The 21,890-nt window shown below is 40.0% G+C and carries 16 protein-coding genes and 3 pseudogenes; 5 read left to right on the top strand and 14 right to left on the bottom strand.

What is annotated here, in order from left to right; translation table 11 throughout:
• Positions 1–31: 31 nt before the first annotated feature.
• The gene (gene yfcC, locus AB8618_RS05360) at positions 32–1,435 is read left to right on the top strand and encodes a putative basic amino acid antiporter YfcC (protein ID WP_409425114.1); all 1,404 of its coding nucleotides are present in this window, start codon (positions 32–34) and stop codon (positions 1,433–1,435) included.
• 12 nt (positions 1,436–1,447) lie between these two features.
• The gene (iadA, locus tag AB8618_RS05355) at positions 1,448–2,614 is read left to right on the top strand and encodes a beta-aspartyl-peptidase (RefSeq protein WP_409425113.1); all 1,167 of its coding nucleotides are present in this window, start codon (positions 1,448–1,450) and stop codon (positions 2,612–2,614) included.
• 114 nt (positions 2,615–2,728) lie between these two features.
• Here the strand turns inward: iadA and AB8618_RS05350 are convergent, their stop codons facing one another.
• From AB8618_RS05350 to AB8618_RS05340, 3 genes and pseudogenes are all read right to left on the bottom strand, one after another.
• On the bottom strand, positions 2,729–5,002 hold the full coding sequence (locus tag AB8618_RS05350; RefSeq protein ID WP_413401637.1) for a putative bifunctional diguanylate cyclase/phosphodiesterase: 2,274 nt from the start codon (positions 5,000–5,002) through the stop codon (positions 2,729–2,731).
• Between the two features lie 119 nt (positions 5,003–5,121).
• On the bottom strand, positions 5,122–5,283 hold the full coding sequence (locus AB8618_RS05345) for a DUF3240 family protein (protein WP_409425561.1): 162 nt from the start codon (positions 5,281–5,283) through the stop codon (positions 5,122–5,124).
• Between the two features lie 135 nt (positions 5,284–5,418).
• Positions 5,419–5,625, bottom strand: a pseudogene (locus AB8618_RS05340) (efflux RND transporter permease subunit); the annotation flags it as partial.
• A gap of 251 nt (positions 5,626–5,876) precedes the next feature.
• Here AB8618_RS05340 and AB8618_RS05335 point away from each other — a divergent pair.
• Both AB8618_RS05335 and AB8618_RS05330 read left to right on the top strand, forming a co-directional pair.
• A pseudogene (locus AB8618_RS05335) lies at positions 5,877–6,790 on the top strand (M14 family metallopeptidase).
• Between the two features lie 35 nt (positions 6,791–6,825).
• Positions 6,826–7,206, top strand: a complete 381-nt coding sequence (locus AB8618_RS05330) for a hypothetical protein (protein WP_409425111.1) — start codon at positions 6,826–6,828, stop codon at positions 7,204–7,206.
• Between the two features lie 56 nt (positions 7,207–7,262).
• On the opposite strand, the pseudogene ccoG reads toward AB8618_RS05330, so the two are convergent.
• The 10 genes and pseudogenes from ccoG to AB8618_RS05280 form a co-directional block, all read right to left on the bottom strand.
• Positions 7,263–8,644, bottom strand: a pseudogene (gene ccoG / locus AB8618_RS05325) (cytochrome c oxidase accessory protein CcoG).
• Positions 8,645–8,797: 153 nt separating this feature from the next.
• Complete coding sequence (locus AB8618_RS05320) at positions 8,798–10,216, bottom strand: sigma-54 interaction domain-containing protein (RefSeq protein ID WP_413401631.1); 1,419 nt, start codon at positions 10,214–10,216, stop codon at positions 8,798–8,800.
• Between the two features lie 56 nt (positions 10,217–10,272).
• The gene (locus AB8618_RS05315) at positions 10,273–11,574 is read right to left on the bottom strand and encodes an ABC1 kinase family protein (RefSeq protein WP_413401628.1); all 1,302 of its coding nucleotides are present in this window, start codon (positions 11,572–11,574) and stop codon (positions 10,273–10,275) included.
• A 64-nt stretch (positions 11,575–11,638) separates the two neighbouring features.
• Positions 11,639–12,193: a DUF1439 domain-containing protein gene (locus AB8618_RS05310; RefSeq protein WP_409425108.1), complete on the bottom strand. Its 555-nt coding sequence runs from the start codon at positions 12,191–12,193 to the stop codon at positions 11,639–11,641.
• A gap of 90 nt (positions 12,194–12,283) precedes the next feature.
• A complete protein-coding gene (locus AB8618_RS05305; protein ID WP_413401626.1) occupies positions 12,284–14,968 on the bottom strand; it encodes a DUF349 domain-containing protein in 2,685 nt (894 codons plus the stop codon).
• Positions 14,958–15,239, bottom strand: a complete 282-nt coding sequence (locus tag AB8618_RS05300) for a YeaC family protein (RefSeq protein WP_008114080.1) — start codon at positions 15,237–15,239, stop codon at positions 14,958–14,960. Before AB8618_RS05300 ends, AB8618_RS05305 begins: the two co-directional genes overlap by 11 nt.
• Position 15,240: 1 nt before the next feature.
• On the bottom strand, positions 15,241–15,567 hold the full coding sequence (locus AB8618_RS05295) for a hypothetical protein (protein ID WP_008114079.1): 327 nt from the start codon (positions 15,565–15,567) through the stop codon (positions 15,241–15,243).
• Positions 15,568–15,690: 123 nt separating this feature from the next.
• Positions 15,691–17,193 (bottom strand): alanine/glycine:cation symporter family protein, encoded by a 1,503-nt coding sequence (locus AB8618_RS05290; protein ID WP_008114078.1) that lies wholly within the window; start codon positions 17,191–17,193, stop codon positions 15,691–15,693.
• A 361-nt stretch (positions 17,194–17,554) separates the two neighbouring features.
• Entirely contained in the window at positions 17,555–18,682 is a 1,128-nt protein-coding gene (locus AB8618_RS05285) for a M14-type cytosolic carboxypeptidase (RefSeq protein WP_413401623.1), read from the bottom strand.
• Between the two features lie 192 nt (positions 18,683–18,874).
• Positions 18,875–20,317: a glyceraldehyde-3-phosphate dehydrogenase gene (locus tag AB8618_RS05280; RefSeq protein WP_413401621.1), complete on the bottom strand. Its 1,443-nt coding sequence runs from the start codon at positions 20,315–20,317 to the stop codon at positions 18,875–18,877.
• A 435-nt stretch (positions 20,318–20,752) separates the two neighbouring features.
• Here AB8618_RS05280 and AB8618_RS05275 point away from each other — a divergent pair, with 435 nt between their 5' ends.
• A complete protein-coding gene (locus tag AB8618_RS05275) occupies positions 20,753–21,550 on the top strand; it encodes a DUF2989 domain-containing protein (protein ID WP_409425103.1) in 798 nt (265 codons plus the stop codon).
• Between the two features lie 41 nt (positions 21,551–21,591).
• Here the strand turns inward: AB8618_RS05275 and ihfA are convergent, their stop codons facing one another.
• Positions 21,592–21,888: an integration host factor subunit alpha gene (gene ihfA / locus AB8618_RS05270; RefSeq protein WP_008114070.1), complete on the bottom strand. Its 297-nt coding sequence runs from the start codon at positions 21,886–21,888 to the stop codon at positions 21,592–21,594.
• Positions 21,889–21,890 lie beyond the last annotated feature (2 nt).

The raw sequence follows: 21,890 nt of genomic DNA, 5'->3' as shown, positions 1-21,890 counted from the left end.
CAACACAATGACCTTTTATTAAAGTGAAATTATGAAACAAAAACAATTTTCTATGCCCGATGCCAGCATTATTTTGCTGTGTGTGGCAGTGATTGCCTATATGGCCACAGTTTTTATTACCCCTGGGGTATTTAATGCAGAATCTGGTAGCCATATTGTGCAGCTTTCACAATATCAAGCCGTTAACGACCAACAATCACCGCCTATTTTTGCTCAAGGTGGCGAGATTGGTTTAGCTAATGTGTTGTTTGAAGGCTTAGTGTCGGGTGATAAATATGGTGCAGCGATTGGCGTAATGGCGTTTATTTTAATCACTGGCGGTGCCTTTGGCATTATTATGAAAACCGGTGCGATTAATAACGGCATTATGGCACTTATTAATAAAACTCAACGGGTTGAATGGCTGTTTATTCCCTTACTGTTTTTACTCTTTTCGTTAGGCGGCGCGGTATTTGGTATGGGCGAAGAGGCTATTGCCTTTTGTATTGTGCTGCTCCCTATTATGCAACAACTTGGCTACGACGCTAAAGTCACTGTACTTACAACTTATGTGGCCACGCAAATAGGCTTTGCCACCTCATGGATGAACCCTTTTAGTATTGCTATAGCGCAATCGATAGCTGAAATCCCGGTGTTTTCTGGTGCGGGCTTTCGTATGCTAGCGTGGGCCTGTTTTACTCTTGTAGGCCTTGTGTTTACCATGCGCTATGCAAAACGGATAAAAACACAAGCCAAAAAAATGGGTGATCAGCCAGCGATTAAGCTTAGCCCAGCCGATGCACTCACATTATTAGTATTTGTATTGGGCATAGCCTGGGTTATTTGGGGCGTGATGGCTCGCCAATATTATATTCCTGAGCTTGCGGCACAGTTTTTTTGTATAGGCCTTATCAGTGCATTAATTGCCATCGTGTTTAAAAAGCTAACCGCGAATGAGTGCGCTGATGCCTTTAAACAAGGTGCGCAAGAGTTATTACCAGCGGCGTTATTGGTCGCACTGGCTAAAGGCATTGTATTACTATTAGGCGGTAGTGATTTAACCACTCCCTCAACTCTCAACACCCTGCTTTATTACTGTGCAAGCAGCATAGCCAGTGTGCCAGATTACATTGCGGCTTGGGGAATGCTGGTGTTTCAAAGTGTATTTAACTTTTTTGTTTCATCGGGTTCAGGGCAAGCTGCCATCACTATGCCGTTAATGTCTCCACTTGGCGATTTGCTCAATGTATCAAGGCAAATTGTAGTATTGGCCTTTCAATTGGGGGATGGATTAACCAACATTTTAATTCCCACTTCAGCTAGTTTAATTGGTTGCTTAGGTGTGGTGAAATTAGACTGGGGAGAGTGGGCTACGTTTATCTGGCGTTTTGCCCTAGCACTTTTTGTATTAGCAAGCGGCTTTATATTTCTTGCTTACTTTATTAATTATCAATAAAAAGAATTTGTTATGTTAACTTTAATACAAGGTGCAACCGTTTATGCACCTAATTACCTAGGCACACAAGATGTTTTAATTGGCGGCGGTAAAATCATTGCTATTGACGAAAATATAACTCTCGACAGCAGTGTACTCGTCAAACGAATTGACGGTAAAAATAAGCTGGTTACGCCGGGGTTTGTTGACTCGTTAGTGCATATTACCGGTGGCGGTGGCGAGGCTGGATTTGCCAGCCGCACCCCTGAAATGAACCTAACCGATGCAACCTTGTCGGGCACCACCACGGTGGTGGCCGCACTGGGTACCGATTCAAGCTCACGTACACTGACCAACTTGGTTGCCAAAGCAAAAGGCCTAAAAGAACAAGGGCTGAATGTATTTTGCCATACAGGTTCGTATCATTTACCCGCTAAAACTCTTACTCACTCAATTACTGACGACATCATGTATATAGAAGAGTTTATAGGTGTTGGTGAAGTGGCTATTTCTGATCATCGCAGTAGCCAACCTACTGTACAGCAATTAGCAGAATTGGCAGCCGAGGCTAAAGTAGCCGGTATGCTCAGTGGTAAAAAAGGCACGGTGAGTATTCATGTCGGCCCTGTTGATAGCCATTTAACTATTTTGCATCAGGTGGCTCAGCAAAGTGATATTAAGCTTAAACAATTTTATCCTACTCATATGAACCGCAACAAAGCACTTCTTGATGCCGGTATTCACTTTTGTGATCAAGGAGGTACTATCGACTTTACCACCAGCACTACCGATTACGATTTAGCTCACGGCGAATTCGCAGCAGCCCATGCCCTTGCTTATTGCTTAGACCGAGGTGTAGCAGTAAATCAACTCACTATGAGCTCAGATGGCCATGCCAGCTTACCTATTTTTGATAAAGACTTTAATTTATTGGGGCTTGAGATAGGTAAAGAGTCCTCTTTATTAACCTCGTTTCAGCAAGCGGTTAAGCAATATAACGTCCCTATTGAGCACGCTTTAATGAGCATAACCAGTAACCCTGCCAATATTTTAGGAGTTGATAAAGGCCGCCTTAAAACAGCGAGCGACGCTGATGTTGTCCTTCTCGATAAAAAGACCCTAACCCCTGAGTATGTATGGGCTAACGGTACATTAATGGTGCAGAACCGCCACGCGGTTATAAAAGGATTGTTTGAATAAACTAGAACAGCTCAAATGCTGCTGAAATATTTCAGCAGCATTTAACGCCAAAAAATTCGTTACCCTTGTTTGAAATTTTAATCCAAAAAGGTCGCTAGAACCTAGTTATTAAATTCAACTACCTTTCATTGTAGCTGAGTTTTTTGTCATAAAAACAAGACCATTTTCATTTATACATTCAGCATACACCTGAGCACTCATGGGTTTAGAAAAGTAATAGCCTTGAAACTCTTTACATCCCATTTCGGACATTATTAAAACCTGTTCTTCGGTTTCTACTCCCTCGGCTACACACTTGATATTGAGTTCATCACACATCACATGCATAGCTTTAACTAAGCTTTTTTGGCGTGTAGAGCTTGTAACCTGACTTATTAAAGAGCGATCCAATTTAAGTTTATCAATAGGGTAATCAGCAAGGCGTGCAATATTTGAGTAGCCAACACCAAAGTCATCCACAGTAATCGTGAACCCCCAATCTTGCAAAGTTTGCATAAGTTTTAGAGAGTGAGCTTGGTTAGCCTCAAGTGAGGTTTCGGTAAGCTCTAATTCTATTTGATTCGGTTTTACATTGAAATCCGCCAAATATTTTACCAATTTAGACATAAAGTCAGCTTGGCTAAAATCGAGCAAAGATATGTTTATTGCTATGGGTAAAAGTGGCAAACCAACTTTATTCCATTGGGCAATTTGAGCGCAGACTTTTTGAATAATTAAATCCGTTAATCTACTAATCATTCTGTACTCTTCTGCAATAGGAATAAAGACAGTTGGCGATATATTACCAAGCACAGAGCTATGCCAACGAGCTAATGCTTCAAGCCCAATACATTCACCTTTTGCATTCACTTTAGGTTGATAATGTACTGACAGATCATTTTGTTGCAAAGCTTCATCAAGTAACATGGAAATTTCATACTTTTCCATAAAAGCCTGTGATTGTTTTTGGTTGTAACCACTAAAAGGCAAGTTATAGTCTGCGAGCTTGAGCGCCTCACACGCATTACTAAGAACAATAGCACTATCCTCACCGTGCTCAGGACACTTAGCAAAACCAAATAAAAATGATTGTTGGTAATTAGTACCAAATACATCATAAGTTTGATCTAAAGTGCTTTTAATTTGTATTAATAACTTGTTTTGCTGTTCGCTTGAGTTTGAACCAATAATAAAGCCAAGTTTGCCACCTTCTATATACGCACAAAGCAAAGGCCCTTCTGACATTGCTTTTAAGCGCTTATAAGCAGTAATTAGCAATGATTGCGAGTCAGCTTTGTTAAGTTTTAAATTTAAATATTCACTATTTGCGCTTTGTGTAACGACAATATAAAACCCTTTTTGGTATTTAGACGTTAACCTATCGCATTGCATCTCAAACCACTCTCGATTAGGCAGTTTAGTCTGCGAGTCTCTAAACCTTAGACGTTTGTTTTCTTGCTCCATCATAGACAAGTTTTGTTTAATTAACTGCTCTTGCGTGCAATCATAAAAGTCATACACTCGGTAATTTGTATTCATTGCTATTTGCTGATAATTACTCTTATAGTAGCGACTCTTATATTCTATGATTTGATTTTTTATATTTAACTCTTTGCTATTAAGTGCAGGGAATAATCCATTAATTCTTACAGCCTTTTCATTCAAGCTGTTTTTTAATCCGAACATTTCAATAGCATGTTGATTTAAATCTGTAATTACTAAATTTTCGTCGACAATAATTTTAGCTTTATTAGATTCAGTAAATAAGGTGCGATAAAGCTCGTTTTTATCTTTAAGGAAGCTATTAGCATTTAACATGGTTTTGTTTAAACGTTTGGCAGCAACAATTGTTCGCGCAGTGGCCAGTGGAATACAAATATTAAAAAATAAAAATATCAGGCCTGTAATATATAAGCCAGCTTCTGGTAATTGGCTTGCTATTCCTGAATAGCCAGATAAATCAACATTATTAATGATCATGTAAAAAGGTATGATGTTTAAAATACCGTAGGCCAAAGCCGTTCTGTAACCGAGTAGCATAAGAGCAATGATGGGACATGAATACATAAACATAGAACCCACCTTTGCAAGCTCTAAATCAGTTAAAAATAAATTCATTGATAAACTACCGGCAACGATAGTTAATAGAAGTGCATTTGCACTAAATGTGTAAAATCGCTTACTTGCTAATAAAAGACTAAAAGCAATAGTGAAAAAACTAATAGTAATAACTGCAATGTAAATTAGGTCAAATTCAATTGCGCGGGTGTATGTATAACAAACTACCAAAAAACAGAGCAAAGTAACGAGAGTTAAAATTATCCGCAGTGCACTCACCCGCCAGTGTGCGACTTCATCATGGGCAGTATGATGATCGTTAAGTAAGAAGTACTTATGGAGAAAGTGCATAATAAACAACAATTAATACATGTCATTCAATTAAACATTGATAAGTGGTCAAAATCAATTAAATAAGTTTAATAATTAATCCAATTGAAGTGACTCTCAAAGTTAGTCTAATATGGTAACTATCCAATATGCCCACTTTCATAAATCGGGGTTACCCAATATTTTAACGGTGTGTACTTACAAACAGGGCTTAGCGCCGTTTTTAGTATGGCAAGTTCAGATAATAAAATATGCACCTCAAATTGATAAAAATCTCGATGTCCTTCTACTTGCTCGGCAATATCAAACTCGCTGTGCTCTTTACTATAGCCTTGAATTTTTTTAAGTTAAAGCCGGTAATGCAGTCTATGCCTATTAATATATCAACCACGTCATCTTTTATGTTTGTAGGTGCATTTAGGGTAAAAAGTAACTGCTCAGCCATGTTTTTTCTCTAACCAACCATAAAAGATAGGTAATAAATAAAGTGTTGTAATAGTTGAGGTAATTAACCCGCCAATAACTACGATAGCTAATGGTTTTTGAATTTCAGCTCCTGGCCCTGTTGCAAACACCAGCGGCAATGAACCAAACATAGCAGTTGTAGCGATCATTAATACAGGGCGTAGCCGCCTACTTGCACCATCTAAAATGCACTGTGTTACATTTACAGCAAAGCCGATGTAGAGGGCAGACATGAGTTTGCCGCATGGTTTTTAAAAGACTTTATGCAACAAAGGCACTATCCGCATTCAAGCTCAGCCATTAACTAATGCAGTGACTATCGCATATACTTGCGCGCTATTTTAGTCAGCGTTAAGCTAACGCTTTATTTTCGTCATTATGGTCTATGTGCTCTATAGCCCGCAGAGATAATTCAACTTGAAGGTTTAATATGAATAACAGTAGTTACCCAATTGGTACGCCAGGTGAGAAGTGGAACAACAATAATAAAATCCAATGGCTTGAGGCACAAAAAATTAAGCGAAGCTATCAACAAGAAGTCGTAACATTAATTGATGAACTTAAAAGCACTCTAGAAGTGGAGCAATACGGTGAGCTTAATTATGCCGCAGGTAGCTACCCTTTGTACGCGTTAAAAACCACTAATTTTGATACAAACAAAGCCACTGTTTTAATTACTGGCGGCGTACATGGCTACGAGACCAGTGGTGTTCATGGCGCTTTAAGATTCGCTAAAACACTGGCAAATCAGTATGCTGAGCACTTTAATATTGTAATTACCCCTGTATTAGCCCATGGGGTTATGAAACAATTAATCGTTGGAACCCAGATGCGAACGACCCTAATCGCTCTTTTTATCAGGGCAGCCCAGCGCAAGAATCAGCGGCAGTGATGAACTATGTGCAATCTTTAAATACTGATTTAATCGCGCATATCGATTTACATGAAACAACTGATTCTGATAACAGTGAATTTAGACCCGCACTTGCGGCTCGTGAAGGCAAAGTAAACACCAACTGGAACATTCCTGATGGCTTTTATTTAGTGGCTGATAGCAACAAACCAGAGCCTGCTTTTCAAAAAGCAATTATTGAACATGTTGAAAAAGTAACGCATATTGCACCTAGCGATGAAAATCAGCAATTAATTGGTGTACCACAATCGCAATTTGGGGTAATTAATTACGCGGCCCGTGATTTAGGCCTATGCATGGGATTTTCTGAAGCTGCATATGTCACCACCACTGAAGTATATCCAGACAGTGCAACGGCTAACCCTGAAGAGTGTATATTAGCGCAAGTTGCTGCAATTTCAGGTGCCTTAGACTACATTATTAATAAGTGACCAATGCAGTAAATAATCAATAAAAGGGGCGGCTATTGAAATTTGAAAATAACTACGGCAGTTATAGCTTGCGCGTTGAAAGAAATATAGTTATTGGGCAGTTTAAAGGTAGCTTAAACCCTCAGTTATTAAATCATTTTAAAGCCGCTTTATTAAATACCATTGAACCGTTTAAGCATTTGCCTTGGGGTTATATTAGCCACTCTCCAGAAGTGATTGCTGCTACCCCCGATGCTGAAAAAAACATGATAGATGTAAGCCAAACAATGGGGATTAATAACTGTTTGATCAGTGCGTTTGTCCTCACCTCGCCTATTGCTATAAGGCAATTGCAGCGGATTATGCACAGCTCTGGCCGTGATGCTCTCTACAAGAGTGCTTGTTTGATGATTGTCAAAGCGCCAAAAAATTTGTAATTAAGCAGCTAGCCCTAGCCGAGTCAGGTTGTTAACTGGCTAGGACTCATACTTTATTAATTTTTATAAAACTGGCTGTCTTTGGTAATAGTAATTGCAGGATCCTCTTGCGAAGTAATCACAAAACTCAGCTTGCTCACTTTGCGTGCTAAATCGTAGCCGTCTGCAGTCACCGTTACCGGCACACTTTTCATCAGCCCAGGCTCTACTAATATAGCATTTGGGCTTTGCAATGTAGCTCCCTCTAAACCGCTAATTGAAATTGAATAATGCAGCGGTTGCTGAGTTTTATTGATAATAGTAAGTGTGTAAGGATTTTCAACTAAGCCTTCGTAATTTACTCGATACAATGCGTTTCTATCTCTAAGCACAGAAGCTTCTATAGGGGTGCGTTGTAACATCCAAGCAAACATAGATATAATTAATAGCGCAGTTAACGCCCCATAGCCTACAAGTTTAAGCCTAAATGGATTGGTTTTTTGCCCTGCCATTTGCTTTTCACTGGCGTATTTAATTAACCCTTTTTCGTAGCCAAACTTATCCATAGTGTCGTCACAAGCGTCAATACATAAACCACAGTTAATACATTCATATTGCAAGCCATTACGAATATCAATCCCTGCAGGGCATACTTCCACACATAAGTTACAGTCTACGCAATCACCTAAATTAAGTGCTTTCGGATCAGCTTTGCGTTTACGTGGGCCGCGATTTTCACCCCGTTCGCTATCGTAAGTAACCACCAGCGTATCTTTATCAAACATCACCGATTGAAAGCGCGAATACGGACACGCCACAGTACACATTTTTTCACGTAAAAAGCCCGCATTTCCATAAGTACAAAACGCAAATAAAAATACCCAAAAACTGGTGATCCCTGACCACTCTAAATTTAACATTTCTAGGTACAAGGTTTTAGCGGGAATAAAATACGCTAAAAATGAGGTGGCTGTGAGCACCGAAATAACCAGCCAAGCACTGTGCTTAGTGATTTTTTTCGCCATTTGGTAATATCCCATGGGCTTTTATCAAGCTTAATACGCTGGTTACGTGTACCCTCTATACGTTGCTCAACCCAAGAAAACATTAACATCCAAATGGTTTGTGGGCAGGTATAACCACACCATACTCTGCCAAGCCAGTTGGTAACAAAAAATAGGGCAAACGCTCCCACCATAAACAGCATGGCTAAAATCATAAAGTCTTGAGGGAGCAAGGTAAGGCCAAAAATAGTAAACTTTTGGGTGGCCACATCCAATAAAACCGCTTGCTGACCGTTATATTGAACCCACGGAATGGCAATAAAACTCAGCATTAACAGCCAGCCTAAATTACGGCGTATACGTTGAAAAAAACCTTTTTGCTCGCGTATATAAATTGGCCCCTCTTCTTTATAGGGCTTAATGATCATGTCTTCTTCTTTAATATCAAACTTCATGCTACTTACTTCATAGTGACGGGTATTAAACAAGTATTTGCAACTTTCAGACCACACTAAAAGCTAAACTAAAGTATTGATATTAAATGATTTTAAAAATAAAACCGAACTATAATATCGCGACATTTAGCGACTATCGCGATATATCACGAGCTAGCTCTGACGACGCAGTCCTAACTTTTGCATTTTTGAGCGTAAGGTACTCTCTGGTAAGCCTAACTTATTTGCCGCGCCTTGTTCACCTGCAATTTTCCAATTACACAGTGCTAATACGCTGCTTATATGCTGTTTTTGTGCTTCATCAAGTGTAAGCGTTGGGTTTATGGCGTTATCATCGCCCGCTTTAAGCGACTGACTTAACTGTAATGTAGAGTGTTTAGATAAAATAGCTTCTCGTTCGAGTACATTTTGCAGCTCTCTAATGTTACCTGGCCAGTCATAGGCTTGTAATTGCCTGATCGCTTTTTTACTTAACCCCTGTAATTGTTTACCTAAGCGCTTATTTATTTGCGCAATTAAGTTTTGACACAAGTAAGGAATGTCTTCTTTTCGCTCTTTAAGTGCTGGCACATGAATGGGAAACACATTTAGACGGTAATATAAGTCCATTCTAAACTGCCCTGCTTGTACCATTTCCCACAAGTTACGGTTGGTTGCAGCAATGATGCGAATATCAACTTTAAGGGTTTGACTACCGCCAACACGTTCAAATTCACGCTCTTGTAATACCCGTAATAACTTACTTTGGGACTCTAATGGTAGCTCTGCAATTTCATCTAAAAATAAAGTGCCATGATCGGCAAGTTCAAAACGCCCTTTACGACGCTCATTAGCCCCAGTAAAAGAGCCTCGTTCGTGTCCAAACAGCTCAGACTCTAATAAACTTGGAGTAAATGCCGCACAATTAACTTTTATAAACGCCTGCTCGTTGCGTTTGCTTAATCTATGTAAGTTACGTGCCACCAGCTCTTTGCCAGTACCATTTTCGCCAAGAATAAGTACGGTGCTATCGGTTTCACTCACTAACTGTATTTGATCTAACATGCGTTGAAATACATCACTGCGACCAACCAGACCCGAATCTTGCCAATCCTCGTTAAGCTCGGCAATAAGGTAATCGTTCTCATCTTTTAGCTGCTCGCTTAGATGCTTTACTTGAGCTAACGCTTCGTGCAACTGGGTTTGGGTTTGCTGTTGTGCTGATATATCGCGAAATACTGCCACAGCACCAATAAGCTGGTTATTTTTATAAACGGGGGTAGAGGTGTACTCAACGGCAAAGGCACTGCCATCTTTGCGCCAAAATACTTCGTTTTTTACTTCGCGGCGTTTGCCATCAAACATAGTGCAATAAATTTGGCATTCATCGGCAGGATAAGGGGTGCCATCGGCATGGCTATGGTGATGATATTGATGTATTTTTTTGCCTAATAATTCATCGGCTGTCCACCCAGTCATTCGCTCTGCAGCTGGGTTTACAAATACCGCATTACCGGACAAATCAAATCCGTATATACCCTCACCTACCGCATTGAGCAATAAGGTAGGATCGTTTAAAAAGTTTTTTATCATAATACGACCTCGCGAAATATCGCGAGTATTATGCCAATTTTATCCTGCTTTAGCACTTAATAATGGCTAAATAACGCCTTAATATTTATTTTGGCTTCTAAACGCGCTGCAATTAAATATAAGCCAGCTAATTTGCGATGAATAAACAATGCATCCACAGGGGGAGTATGCCACTGCTGCGACTGGGCACTTAACTGTAATCCGGCATCTTTGATGTTGCCAGCAAGTTCACTGTTTTTAAAATCAAACTCGCCATTATAGCGAAGTGGCTCGCAAGCCATTAAAAATAAATCAATCACTCTTTCTTTATAGTCATCTTTTAAAGCGTCTTTAAAATAGCCAATAGCTGTGGCGGCATTGAGCACGCCTTCACGATCATTATTACTGCCGGCTTTAAACAAGGCAAAATAAGCATCACTAAGGGTAGAGGTAATTTCTCGGGTGGCACCAAAATCAAATAACACAATTTTTTGTGACTCTGGTTGATAATGAAAATTAGCAAAGTTGGGGTCGGTTTGAATTAACTTAAACTCAAACATTTCTTTAAAAAACAGATCAATTAGTTGCTCTGCAACATAGCTTCGCTCAGCAGCGGGTAAATCACAAATGCCTTCTATGGGTTTGGCATCAACATACTCCATTGTAAGCACCTGCGCAGTGCTGTGCTCTACATACACACTAGGCACTTTAAAGTGGGGGTGAGTCGATAATAAGTTTCTATAGCGTGCTAAATACTCTGCTTCTAGGGTGTAATCAGCCTCAGCTAATAACTGCCCTTTCGCTTCTTCAACTAAGGGTTTTATATCCAATTCTTTGGGCAATAATCGCGATAAAGTAAGTAAAGTGATCACGTTATCTACGTCGCTTACTACACTTTTTGCAATACCTGGGTATTGAATTTTAACCGCTAATTGAGCACCATTTTCTTTATAAGCCAAATGGACCTGCCCAATTGATGCTGCTGCAAAAGGCCTCAGCTCAATATGAGAAAAACGCGATAACCAGTCATCCCCCCATTGCTCTTTTAGCACGCTCACTAATTGCTTATGTGGCATTGGGTTGGCATCGGCACGCAACAAAGACAGTAACTGAGCGAGCTCGGGAGTTAATAAGTCGCCAGCATCCATTGAAAGCAGTTGCCCAAGCTTCATTGCCGCACCGCGAAGATGCGATAGCTGAGTGGCTAAATTTTCAATATTTTTCGGCTGGAGTAATAAGCTTTTATTATCCCAGCCTTTTCCACTAAGCGCACTTTTGGCACCACCTACTAGCATATTTGTGGCAACACCGGTGGCTAATGAGCCTAACTTTGCAAATCGTGAAAGTCGAGAGGTGGGAACGGATCGCTCATTAGCCATAATTAACCTAATCTATTAATAATAAGGTCAACTAATACGTTTTATTGCGCTTATTGGATCTAAATTATAACCGAGGTACTAGCTTAATAGCGCCTTCGACTACTTTTAAATCTAAGGGTAGATTACTTAACAATGCCATTTTAGGGTCGTTCATATTTAACTTATAAACAGGGTTAACCGCCAAAAAGGCATTCATGACATCCATCGCCTCATTATCCAGCACTTCTAAATTACCTTTAAAGCCACCGGCATCAATACTTGAATCGAGTAACTTAACATTACGTAAAAATACGGCTTTTTTCTCGCTATCATAAAAAGGCGTGCCTTGGATTTGTAACTTTAAACGCACAGGGTACTTTAATGCAAAGGCATTGATTTCGGCGCTCGAATCAGCACCTAATAAAACATAATCACTGTTGTCGGGGCCAATATTAACGCTTAAATCATTTACATCAAACTGTACAGGTAAGCCCATCAGGCTGACTTTTTCACTTAATTTAGGTAACTCTTTATTTAGTAATGACTCAACCTCTGAATTTGTAAATGAATAAACCGAAATACCTTGAGTGCTGTTACAGGCAGTTATAAATAATAGTGAAATAAAAACAAAAAATTTCATGCAAAACCCTATTCATTAATCGTCTTGGCAGTAAGTAGCCATAATAAAAAACCGCTTTAATAGCGGTTTTTTTATTTTAGTTGATAAAAGTTAGTTTACAGCAAAAATAACTTTTAACCTTGCTAGTGTGTCAGTTTTGACTGAACCTTCGCTGAGCGCTATTAATTGCTTTAAATAATAGTTTAAATCAGCGTGGTCACCACGGTGTTTGTCATCTAGCATTGCCACTTGCTCAACCATTCTCTGCGCTGAATCATGCGAACTAACGTTGGCTAGTATTTCCATACGCATGAGCAACTGCTCGGTACTTAATGTCGTTTTTACCGCACCAGTAAACTGGCTTGGCACCGGCTCATTATTCTCAAGCGCAACAAATAATGCGTCTAAGTTAGCCTGCTCATTTTTAGCAACTAACCCTGTTAGCTTTTCATCTATGGCTGACAACAAAGCGGATACTTTAGGCGTTAACGATTTAAATGGCATATACCCTTTAACTTTGGTTTGCAGATCAAGTAACTGGGCTTTACCTTCAACACTATTTAAAACCGCCTCTAGCTCATTAAGTTCAGCTGTAGCCTGCTTATCTGACTCACCTTGCTCGCGTTTTTGCTGCTCAAACTCTTCGCTGCGTTTAGTGAATGTTGCATCATTAAACTCACGGAATTTTTGCCACAGTGCATTCTCAGCTTTTAAGCCTGCAAAACCTATACTCTGCCATTGTTGCTGTAACTGCTTTAACTGCTGACAAGCCTCTGCTAGGTTTTCACTTTGAGATAGCTGTTGCGCCTGCTCCACAAGCTCATTTTTAAGTGCAGCATTGCCTTTGTGAAACGCATTAAGTGAAGATACAACAAGCTGTTGCTCTGCCTTGTAACGCTCGTTTAATACGCGGTATGTTTTAGGATCAACTTTACCTACACTACGCCATGCTTTTTGTAATCGGTTATAGTGACTTTCAAATTGTTTCCAATCTAAATCAGCATCCTCTGTCGCTTGTAAGTGCAGTGCATGCATTTGCGCTATTAGTTGCTCACGCTCTACTTTAGACGCTTCACGCTGGTTTTCTTGTTCTGCAAAATAACTGCGACAAGGTGCGAACAATAGCTCAATTTTTTCATCAAACTCATTACCTTGCTGCTTTTCTTGCTCTGTATCAAGGCGTCCTAACTCGTTCCAACGCTTTCGCAATACTTTAACTTGGTCAGCACGCTGTTGTGGATCGTTACAAGGCTCATCAACTAACAGTGTTACTTCTTCTAAAAGTGCAGCGCGCTTAGGAGCCGCTGCATACTTTTGCCAGTCTTTAGCATCGGCTAATTGCGCTTCTAGGTCGGCTTTTAAGTTAACCAGTGGCTGTTGATACTTTTCAGTTAAGGCATTGTATAGCTCTTCGAAGCCCTTAAATACGCCAAATGCAACATTAAAACGACCTTCTTCAATTAGACGTTTAACATCGCGCGCTTTTCGCTTAGCTTGGCTTTGGGTTTTTTCTAGCGGCTTTGTCAGTTCGCTCATTGCGGCTAAAAACTGCTTCTTGTGGCTGTTAAGCTGAGTTTTGAATGACGCTTGTAAATCAGTGCTAAGTACATTTAGGTGACTACGTGCAGTTTTAAATGTGTCATTGAACGCTGTTAACTGTTGATCGTAATCGCTAAGTTGCTCTGCAGGTTTTATTTCACTAAGCGTACTGTAGGCAATTTTATATTCTTTAATCGCCGTAGTTAGCTCAGGTAACTTAGCAACTTGTGAGAATAGCTGCTCAAGCTTATTAATCACTTGTTTTGATTGCTGATCAGCCACCAGTTGCGTTTTATCTAGCGTATCTTTCGCTTGCGCTACTTTGGCATTTAGCCAATCTTGCTGAATTTGCTCTGGCGTTTCTAATCCTAACTGTAATGCATTTTCAATTTCTTCACTCAACGCTTCTAACGTGGCTAATGCTAAGACTTGGCGCTGTTGTTGCGCTAAACGTTGCTGCTCTATTTCGTGCTGCGCTTTCAATGTGGCAATGTGAACATCAAGCTTATCGGTAATTGAAATATATTTAGCATCAAGGGTTTTTACATGTTCTTCGTTTAGCCATTTTAACTCTAGTGCTTGCCACTGTGCCATAAGTTCGGCGGCTTGTGGGTCAACAATAGCGTAGTCGTGTTTATCACGCAGTGCATTAAGCTTGGCTAAAATAACACGGGTAGCATTTTCAACTCGCGCTGGCATTTCAAGCGCTAAACGCTCGTTTTCAAGATGGCTTTCAAGGGCCGTTTTAGCTTCACCTTGAGCATGCTTTAACAAAGCTTTAGTTAACTGCTGTGTAATGACTAAGTCAACTAACTGCTTTTGCAGCTCTTCATTGGCTTCTTTAAAGGCTTTTTCAATCAGTTTAGGGTTTGCTAGGCGTTTTAATAACTTTACTCTTACTTGTAACTCTTTTTCTGCAAATGCCAGTTTTTCAAGGGTTTTAACCGGTGCAAAACGTTCAATGTACTCATTTTTAATCTGCGCCGATAAGCTACTTTCACTGTTTAATACAGCAGACGATATTTGCTGCTCAGCCACATCTTTTAATGCCTGATCTTGCTTGTAAGCTTTCCACCAAAGCGGTAAATCGTTTACTTTTTGCAGTGCTTTACGGCGAATTTCAGCCGATGAGTCTTCAAGCGCTAAGGTACTTAAAATTGTTACGTCGCGTGCTACATCAAGTTTTTCAATCGCATCTAAACGAACTTGTTGCTTCGGGTGTTTCCATTTTGGTGTAAAAAGGTGTTTAAAGATCATTTTCACTGAACCTAGCTATTTCGTTATCTGATTTAAATTCTTTTTGTAGTTGCGCTTTGGTTTTTTGGATCATTTCTCCATCTGCACCAATGGTAAACTGCTCGTTTGATTGTGCTACTTTTGCTTGATACAACATCACAAGTTGCACTGTCTGTTGTTTTTGTTCATCTGATAAAGGTGTGCCATCTGGCCACTTCCCTGTTGATGCACCATATTGTAGGCGCTCAAATAATTCTGGAGTAATATTCTGTACTAAGTTGTCAATATTCATGTCATTTTTTCTTTTTCAGAGTCACTAAAATAATACGGTTAATAAGGTACCAAATACAGCCAATGCCTATGGCTGAGGTATACGCATACCACTGAAGTGTTTTTTCTTGAGGTTGTAGGAAGTACAAACAAAAGAAGCCACCTAAAAATAAGATCAGCGCTAAAAAGGAGTGGTTCATAAACATTTGCTGCTTTTTAATTCGCTGCTCACGTTGAAGTTGTTGAACTTGCTCGGCATTTAATTCAGCAACGTTACTTTGGCAATGTGGACACTGCGGATGTTTATCTGAAATTGATTTTGCACATTTGGGGCAACGAATAATCGCCATACATCTCTCTCCATACTACGCATAAAAAAAGCGCCTTTCGGCGCTTTTCATTGTACTTGTTTTATTGCTCTTTGTCTTTTTTGAATTTAACCCAATAGTTCATATTAGGTTACTAGGGTCTGTTTATTCAGCGTCTTTAGATTGCTTTTCAAGACGTTTTTCCCAGAAAGTGGCGTTTTTAATCCCTAATTTAACGGGATCAAACGTGATTTCTCCACCTTTCTTCTTCTGGTCTTCATAATCACTCAAACATGTTAAGGCCGGTTTAGCGACAAAGAAAATAGCTAATATACCCAATATGTTGATCCACGCCATTAAGCCAACGCCTATGTCGCCAATAGTCCAAATATAACCTGAGCTATTAACCATGCCGTAGGCTACCATAAACATAATGACAAGTTTTACGGCTACAAGCGGAATACTTCCTTTAAAGTAGCGGTTTAAGTACGCGATATTCGTCTCTGCAATGAAGTAGTAAGCCAGTATGGTGGTAAAAGCAAAGAAAAATAAGGCGATGCCTACAAACGCTTCTCCAAAGCCACCAAATACACTAAACAACGCCATTTGGGTGAACGCTGCTGAACCCACTTCAGTTGCTGCATCAACGTTTTGTACAATGAATTGACCCGCAGGTAATTCACCAACAATGTTGTATTGCTGCGTTATTAAAATCATTAATGCCGTTGCTGTACATACAAAGAGTGTATCAACATAAACAGAAAAAGCTTGAACTAAACCTTGCTGTGCAGGGTGATCAACCTCTGCTGCAGCCGCTGCATGAGGGCCTGTACCTTGGCCCGCCTCATTTGAGTATATTCCACGCTTAACACCCCAGCCAATTGCGGCACCAAAGCCTGCTTGAGCTGTAAATGCATCACCAATGATGAGCGAGAAAATACCCGGTATTTTGTCTAAGTTTATAAATACCACAATTAAGGCGAGAACGATGTAACCAAGCGCCATAAATGGCACAACAATTTGCGTAAAATTAGCGATGCGTTTTATACCACCAAAAATAATAAACGCTAAAACAATAAGAATAATAGCCAACGCAACGAGTTTAAAGCTGCCTACGTCACCAAAACTTGTAGAGACCATAGTGCCATCACCAAATACTTGAGTGAATGCATTACCTACAGCGTTTGCTTGCACCCCTGGTAAGAAAACCCCACAGGCTATAATTGCCGATACAGCAAATAATACAGCCAGCCACTTTTGCCCTAAACAACGGTCAAAATAATACGCTGGACCACCGCGGTATTGGCCGTCTTCTTCTAATTTATAAATTTGACCTAATGTTGACTCCGCGTATGCAGTACTTGCACCTAAAAAAGCAACAACCCACATCCAAAAAATAGCACCGGGACCACCAAAACCAATTGCGGCTGCAACACCGGCAATATTTCCAACCCCTACTCGGCCAGATAACGAGACAGCAAGGGCTTGAAAAGACGAGATCCCTTTCTCTGAAGTGTTAGGGCTAAATAATAGCTTACACATTTCTTTAAAATGTCTAACTTGAGCAAATCGAGTTAGCACTGAGTAAAATAAGCCTGCGCCTAGGCATAAATAGATGAGTGCATTACTCCAAACAACATCATTAACGGCGCTTACAAAAGCTTCCATGAACATCCTCACAGTTATATTTATTATTATTAATTACCATACTCTGCTATTCAGAATACCTGTCATAAGCTTTACGAAATAAGGGGTTAATCTTTTCCGTCTTTCTTATTGTTCAATCGATATTAACTTAAGTACCCAACCTTGTTAACAGTTAATTTTCAAAACAACTCACTATAGACTTGTCGATAACGTTTAACGCAGTGCAGGTTGATATAGACTATACGGTATTAAGTCTGCCGAGAAGGTGTATTGGAACGTTTTGGTGCTGTGGTGGGTAAATGAGTTTTATTTTCTGGGACGGCCGGTTTAGCTTAAATTAAAAAGGGTATCAATATTATTGATACCCTTTAAAACACGCGTTTTATCTTAAGTTGTCTACAACATTAACAATGGCTGCTAAGGTGTCTTGACCAAATTGATATGAACGGCGATCTGACCAGCCGTAATCTGGATCTGGTAAGTCATTATTATCTTTAAATGGCATTTCAACTGTGTAAGTAAGCGCTTTAAATTCTTCAGCGGTCGCTGATGAACCTACTGTTAAGTTAGCTTGACCTGGTTCGTCTTTATCGTAGCCATGAGTATCTTGAAACTCTGGAGTAATCGTTAAAAGCGCGGCTTTAAAGCTGTCTTCTAAGCCTTTTAAGCGTGCATCATAGCTTGGTATACCTTCGCTACCGGCAACAAAGTTATATGGAATAGCTTCATCCCCGTGAATGTCTAGGTGCATGTCTAAGCCTGCTTCGCGCATTTTATTAAGCACCAAGTAAACTTCAGGGCTGTTTTCCATGCTTGGCGTTTGCCATTCACGATTTAAGTTAACCCCTTTAGCATTGGTACGTAAGTGACCACGTGCACTACCATCTGGATTCATATTTGGTACTACATAGAATACCGCTTTTGATAGTAAGGCTGCAGCATGTGGGTCTTCATCATCAAGTAGCTTGTGTAATAAGCCTTCTACAAACCACTCTGCCATAGTTTCACCTGGGTGTTGACGAGCGGTAACCCAAATGATTTTTTTATCTGCACTTGGCTGACCAATTTTAAGCACGCTCATATCACGGCTATCAAGGGTTTGACCTAGCGTCTCTAACTGACAAAGCTCTTGGCTTTGTGCCCATGATAATAAGTCTAAATGACGGTCGTAGCTGTAAGGAGCAAAATAGGCAAAGTAAACGCTGCTGCACTCAGGCTCAAGCTCAAATGTTAGTGTGCCATTTTCATATGAAGACGGTACACGAAACCATGTTTGACGGTCATATGAGGCAACCGCTTGGTAGTCTACCCAACCGTCTGGATATGCAGACTTATCAAGGTTATTAATATTTAACTGATGTAGTTGATAAGGCGTTGTTTCAAGACGAAAGTGAAACCACTGATAAAACTCAGACTGATAATCTTTATTAATTTCTAACTGAATATTTAACGGATCGGTGGCTTCAATAACTTTAATATTACCACTGTCAAAATTGCTACTGATTTTCATTACAACAAACCTATTAGTTAACTGTGTATCTTGACCAAGGGATTTAGCCAAAAGGTAAGTACGTGTTCATGCATTTTAAACGGCTATTACTACGTACTCAATTTAATAAAGCGTACCATAACCACTACACTTTAAAAATCTTCAGACCTAAAAAAGCCAGCAAGTGCTGGCTTTTTTTAATTGCTCATATGTTTAGCGAGGTAAACTTGGGAATGAGACTTCTGCCATATCACGCATACAGCGAACTACCTGACAGCTATAACCAAACTCATTGTCATACCATACGTAAAGTACAACACGGTTATCATCAACAATCGTTGCTTGAGAATCAACAACACCTGCGTAACGGCTACCCACTAAATCGGTAGACACGATTTCAGTTGACGCTGTGTAATCGATTTGATCACGTAGGTCTGAGTGAAGTGCTGTTTCACGTAAAAACGCATTAAGCTCTTCAACCGTCGTGCTCTTTTCAAGATTCAAGTTTAAGATAGCTAACGATACGTTTGGTGTAGGTACACGAATTGCGTTACCTGTTAGTTTACCTTCAAGCTCTGGCAATGCTTTAGATACCGCTTTAGCTGCACCTGTTTCAGTGATAACCATGTTAAGTGCCGCAGCACGACCACGACGTTCTGCTTTGTGGTAGTTATCAATTAAGTTTTGGTCATTAGTGTATGAGTGAACTGTTTCCACGTGACCATTCTTAATACCAAACTGATCGTTTAATGCTTTCAATGTTGGTGTTATTGCATTAGTTGTACAGCTTGCAGCACATACAATTTTATCTTCAGGTAAAATATCTTGGTTATTTACACCGTAAACGATATTTTTAATGTTGCCCTTAGCTGGCGCTGTTAATAATACTTTTGCAGCACCTTTAGATTCTAAGTGTTGACCAAGACCAGCTTCATCTTTCCAAATACCTGTGTTATCAACAACAAGTGCGTTTTCGATACCGTAAGCGCTGTAATCAACTTCGCTTGGCGAATTAGCGTAGATAACTTGAATGTAGCTACCGTTAGCTTTAATTGCATTGCGCTCTTTATCAATGGTAATTGAACCATTGAACGGGCCGTGGATAGAATCACGACGCAATAAGCTTGCACGTTTTTCCAAATCGCCGTCTTTACCACCACGCACAACAATAGCGCGTAGGTTTAAATCCGCATAAGGGCCTGACTTTTCAATTAACAAACGTGCTAATAAGCGACCGATACGACCAAAGCCGTAAAGTACTACGTCACGTGGCGCTTTAGGCTCAGAATCAACAATTTCAGCTAGCTCGTCTTTAACGAACTCTTCTACTGAACGGCCATTCGCAGCCTCTGTGTATAAATAGCTGTATGCTAATTTACCAATATCGATACGGGCAGAATTTAATTCCATTTTGCTGATAGCTTCTAAGAATGGGAAGCTTTCACGTAGGCGAAGTTTAGTTCCTTCAAACTGGGCTACTGATTTGTGAGACTTAATAATATCAATAGTGCTTGAGTTTACTAATGGACGGCCGTAAACAGCGATTTCAATACCACGATTACGGTACAATTTACCAATAATTGGTTGCATGCTTTCAGCGTAATCTTGACGTTCTTGCCAGCTACTTGTGTATTCTAACTCGTGAGATGAGGTCATTTTTTTTACCTAATTAAACAATTTTGAACGGATAGCCTAAGAATGTATCGAATTTTGAGAGCAACACATTCCTTCGGGCAGGCCTATTCTAATTTAATCTCATTTTATTCTCCACTGTTAGAGACTAAAGTTTAGGCTAGAATAATACTATATGAGGGTCTGTTGACCTTTACGGATTAAAATTTGTTCAAACTAGGGGCAATTTAATCGCGGCGCGAGGTTTGTAACCTAGTGGGCTAAGTCAAAACCGAGCTACAAAGAGTAAATCGCCCCTAGGCAGAACCCTTCGGGCAGCGCCTGTTTGGCATTGATGCTGCGTTATCGCCTATTTATGGGGAATACACCACATAGGCTCTGCCTTGCCTCAATACCAAACAGACTGCTGCAAATTCAACCTTGAAAGGTCAACAGACCCTAATAAATTGAGAGGCTCGGATGGCTTTTAAGCACATAACCCTCACTTTTGCATTGTTGCTTGCAGGATGTGAAGAATCTTTTACCGTTGAAGATATTTGTGTGCAATCACCCGCCATGTGCAATGATCTTAACCACGATAGCCACTGTAAGGCTCAGCGAGAGCGTACTATTCTTTCTCGCTACCGCGAATCCTTACAACCAACCGATGAGCACAAATATCAATTACTCAAAGCGTTTGAGCACTACAACCAATGTATCGGCTTAGCTGCTAATATCCAACATATAAAGCTAAAAGGTAAAACCACCGCCCGTCGACGAGCGTACCTCACTAGTAATAAAGAAATAGCACGTATTTATCAGCAAACACAAGCAACCACTCACCCTGGCCTACTCTATTACCATTGGTCAAGAAACAATGATGAAACAGCACTCACCCGGCTACTTGCTCTAGAAAATACCCCCGAAGTGGAAACGAGTGCTGAAATGCAATTTTATTTAGCGTCTTATTATATTAAAGTTGATGAGCACAAAGCGATTGGTTTTTTATACAACACACTGGCGTTAAATCAAGCTAAGCAAATACCTGTTCCAGAAATTTACACCTCTTTAATTAGCCTTTTTTACAAGCATCACCAATATAAGCACGCGTACATTTTTGCCAAAATAGCAGAGCTCTCTGGGATAAAAAATATCGACATATTATTAATTGAGCAGCAGTTAATAGCACAAGGAAAGAATTTAGAGAGTTTAGATGCCCTCGCGGAGCAAACTTTACATCAAATAAGCCAAGGAAAATTTATTTCTCCCCGGAAATAATACAACAGACACAAAAAAGGCAGCTTGCGCTGCCTTTTTGTTTATTTTTTGCTTGTGCCTACTTCGACACGGGTCTTTAACTTTTGCCCCGGCCTAAAAGTAACTACGCGACGTGCTGAAATTGGAATATCTTCTCCCGTTTTCGGATTACGTCCCGGTCTTTCTTTCTTATCTCGAAGATCAAAGTTACCAAATCCAGAGAGCTTAATCTGCTCGCCTTTTTCAAGCGCTGAGCGGATTTCTTCAAAAAACGCTTCAACTAAATCTTTGGCATCTTTCTTATTGATCCCGAGCTTTTCAAATAGGTGTTCAGCTATGTCGGCTTTAGTAAGCGCCATAT

Source organism: Pseudoalteromonas sp. RW-H-Ap-1 (genome assembly GCF_048318575.1).
In the GTDB taxonomy this organism is placed as follows: Bacteria; Pseudomonadota; Gammaproteobacteria; order Enterobacterales; family Alteromonadaceae; genus Pseudoalteromonas.
This window is presented reverse-complemented; position numbering and strand designations above follow the sequence as displayed.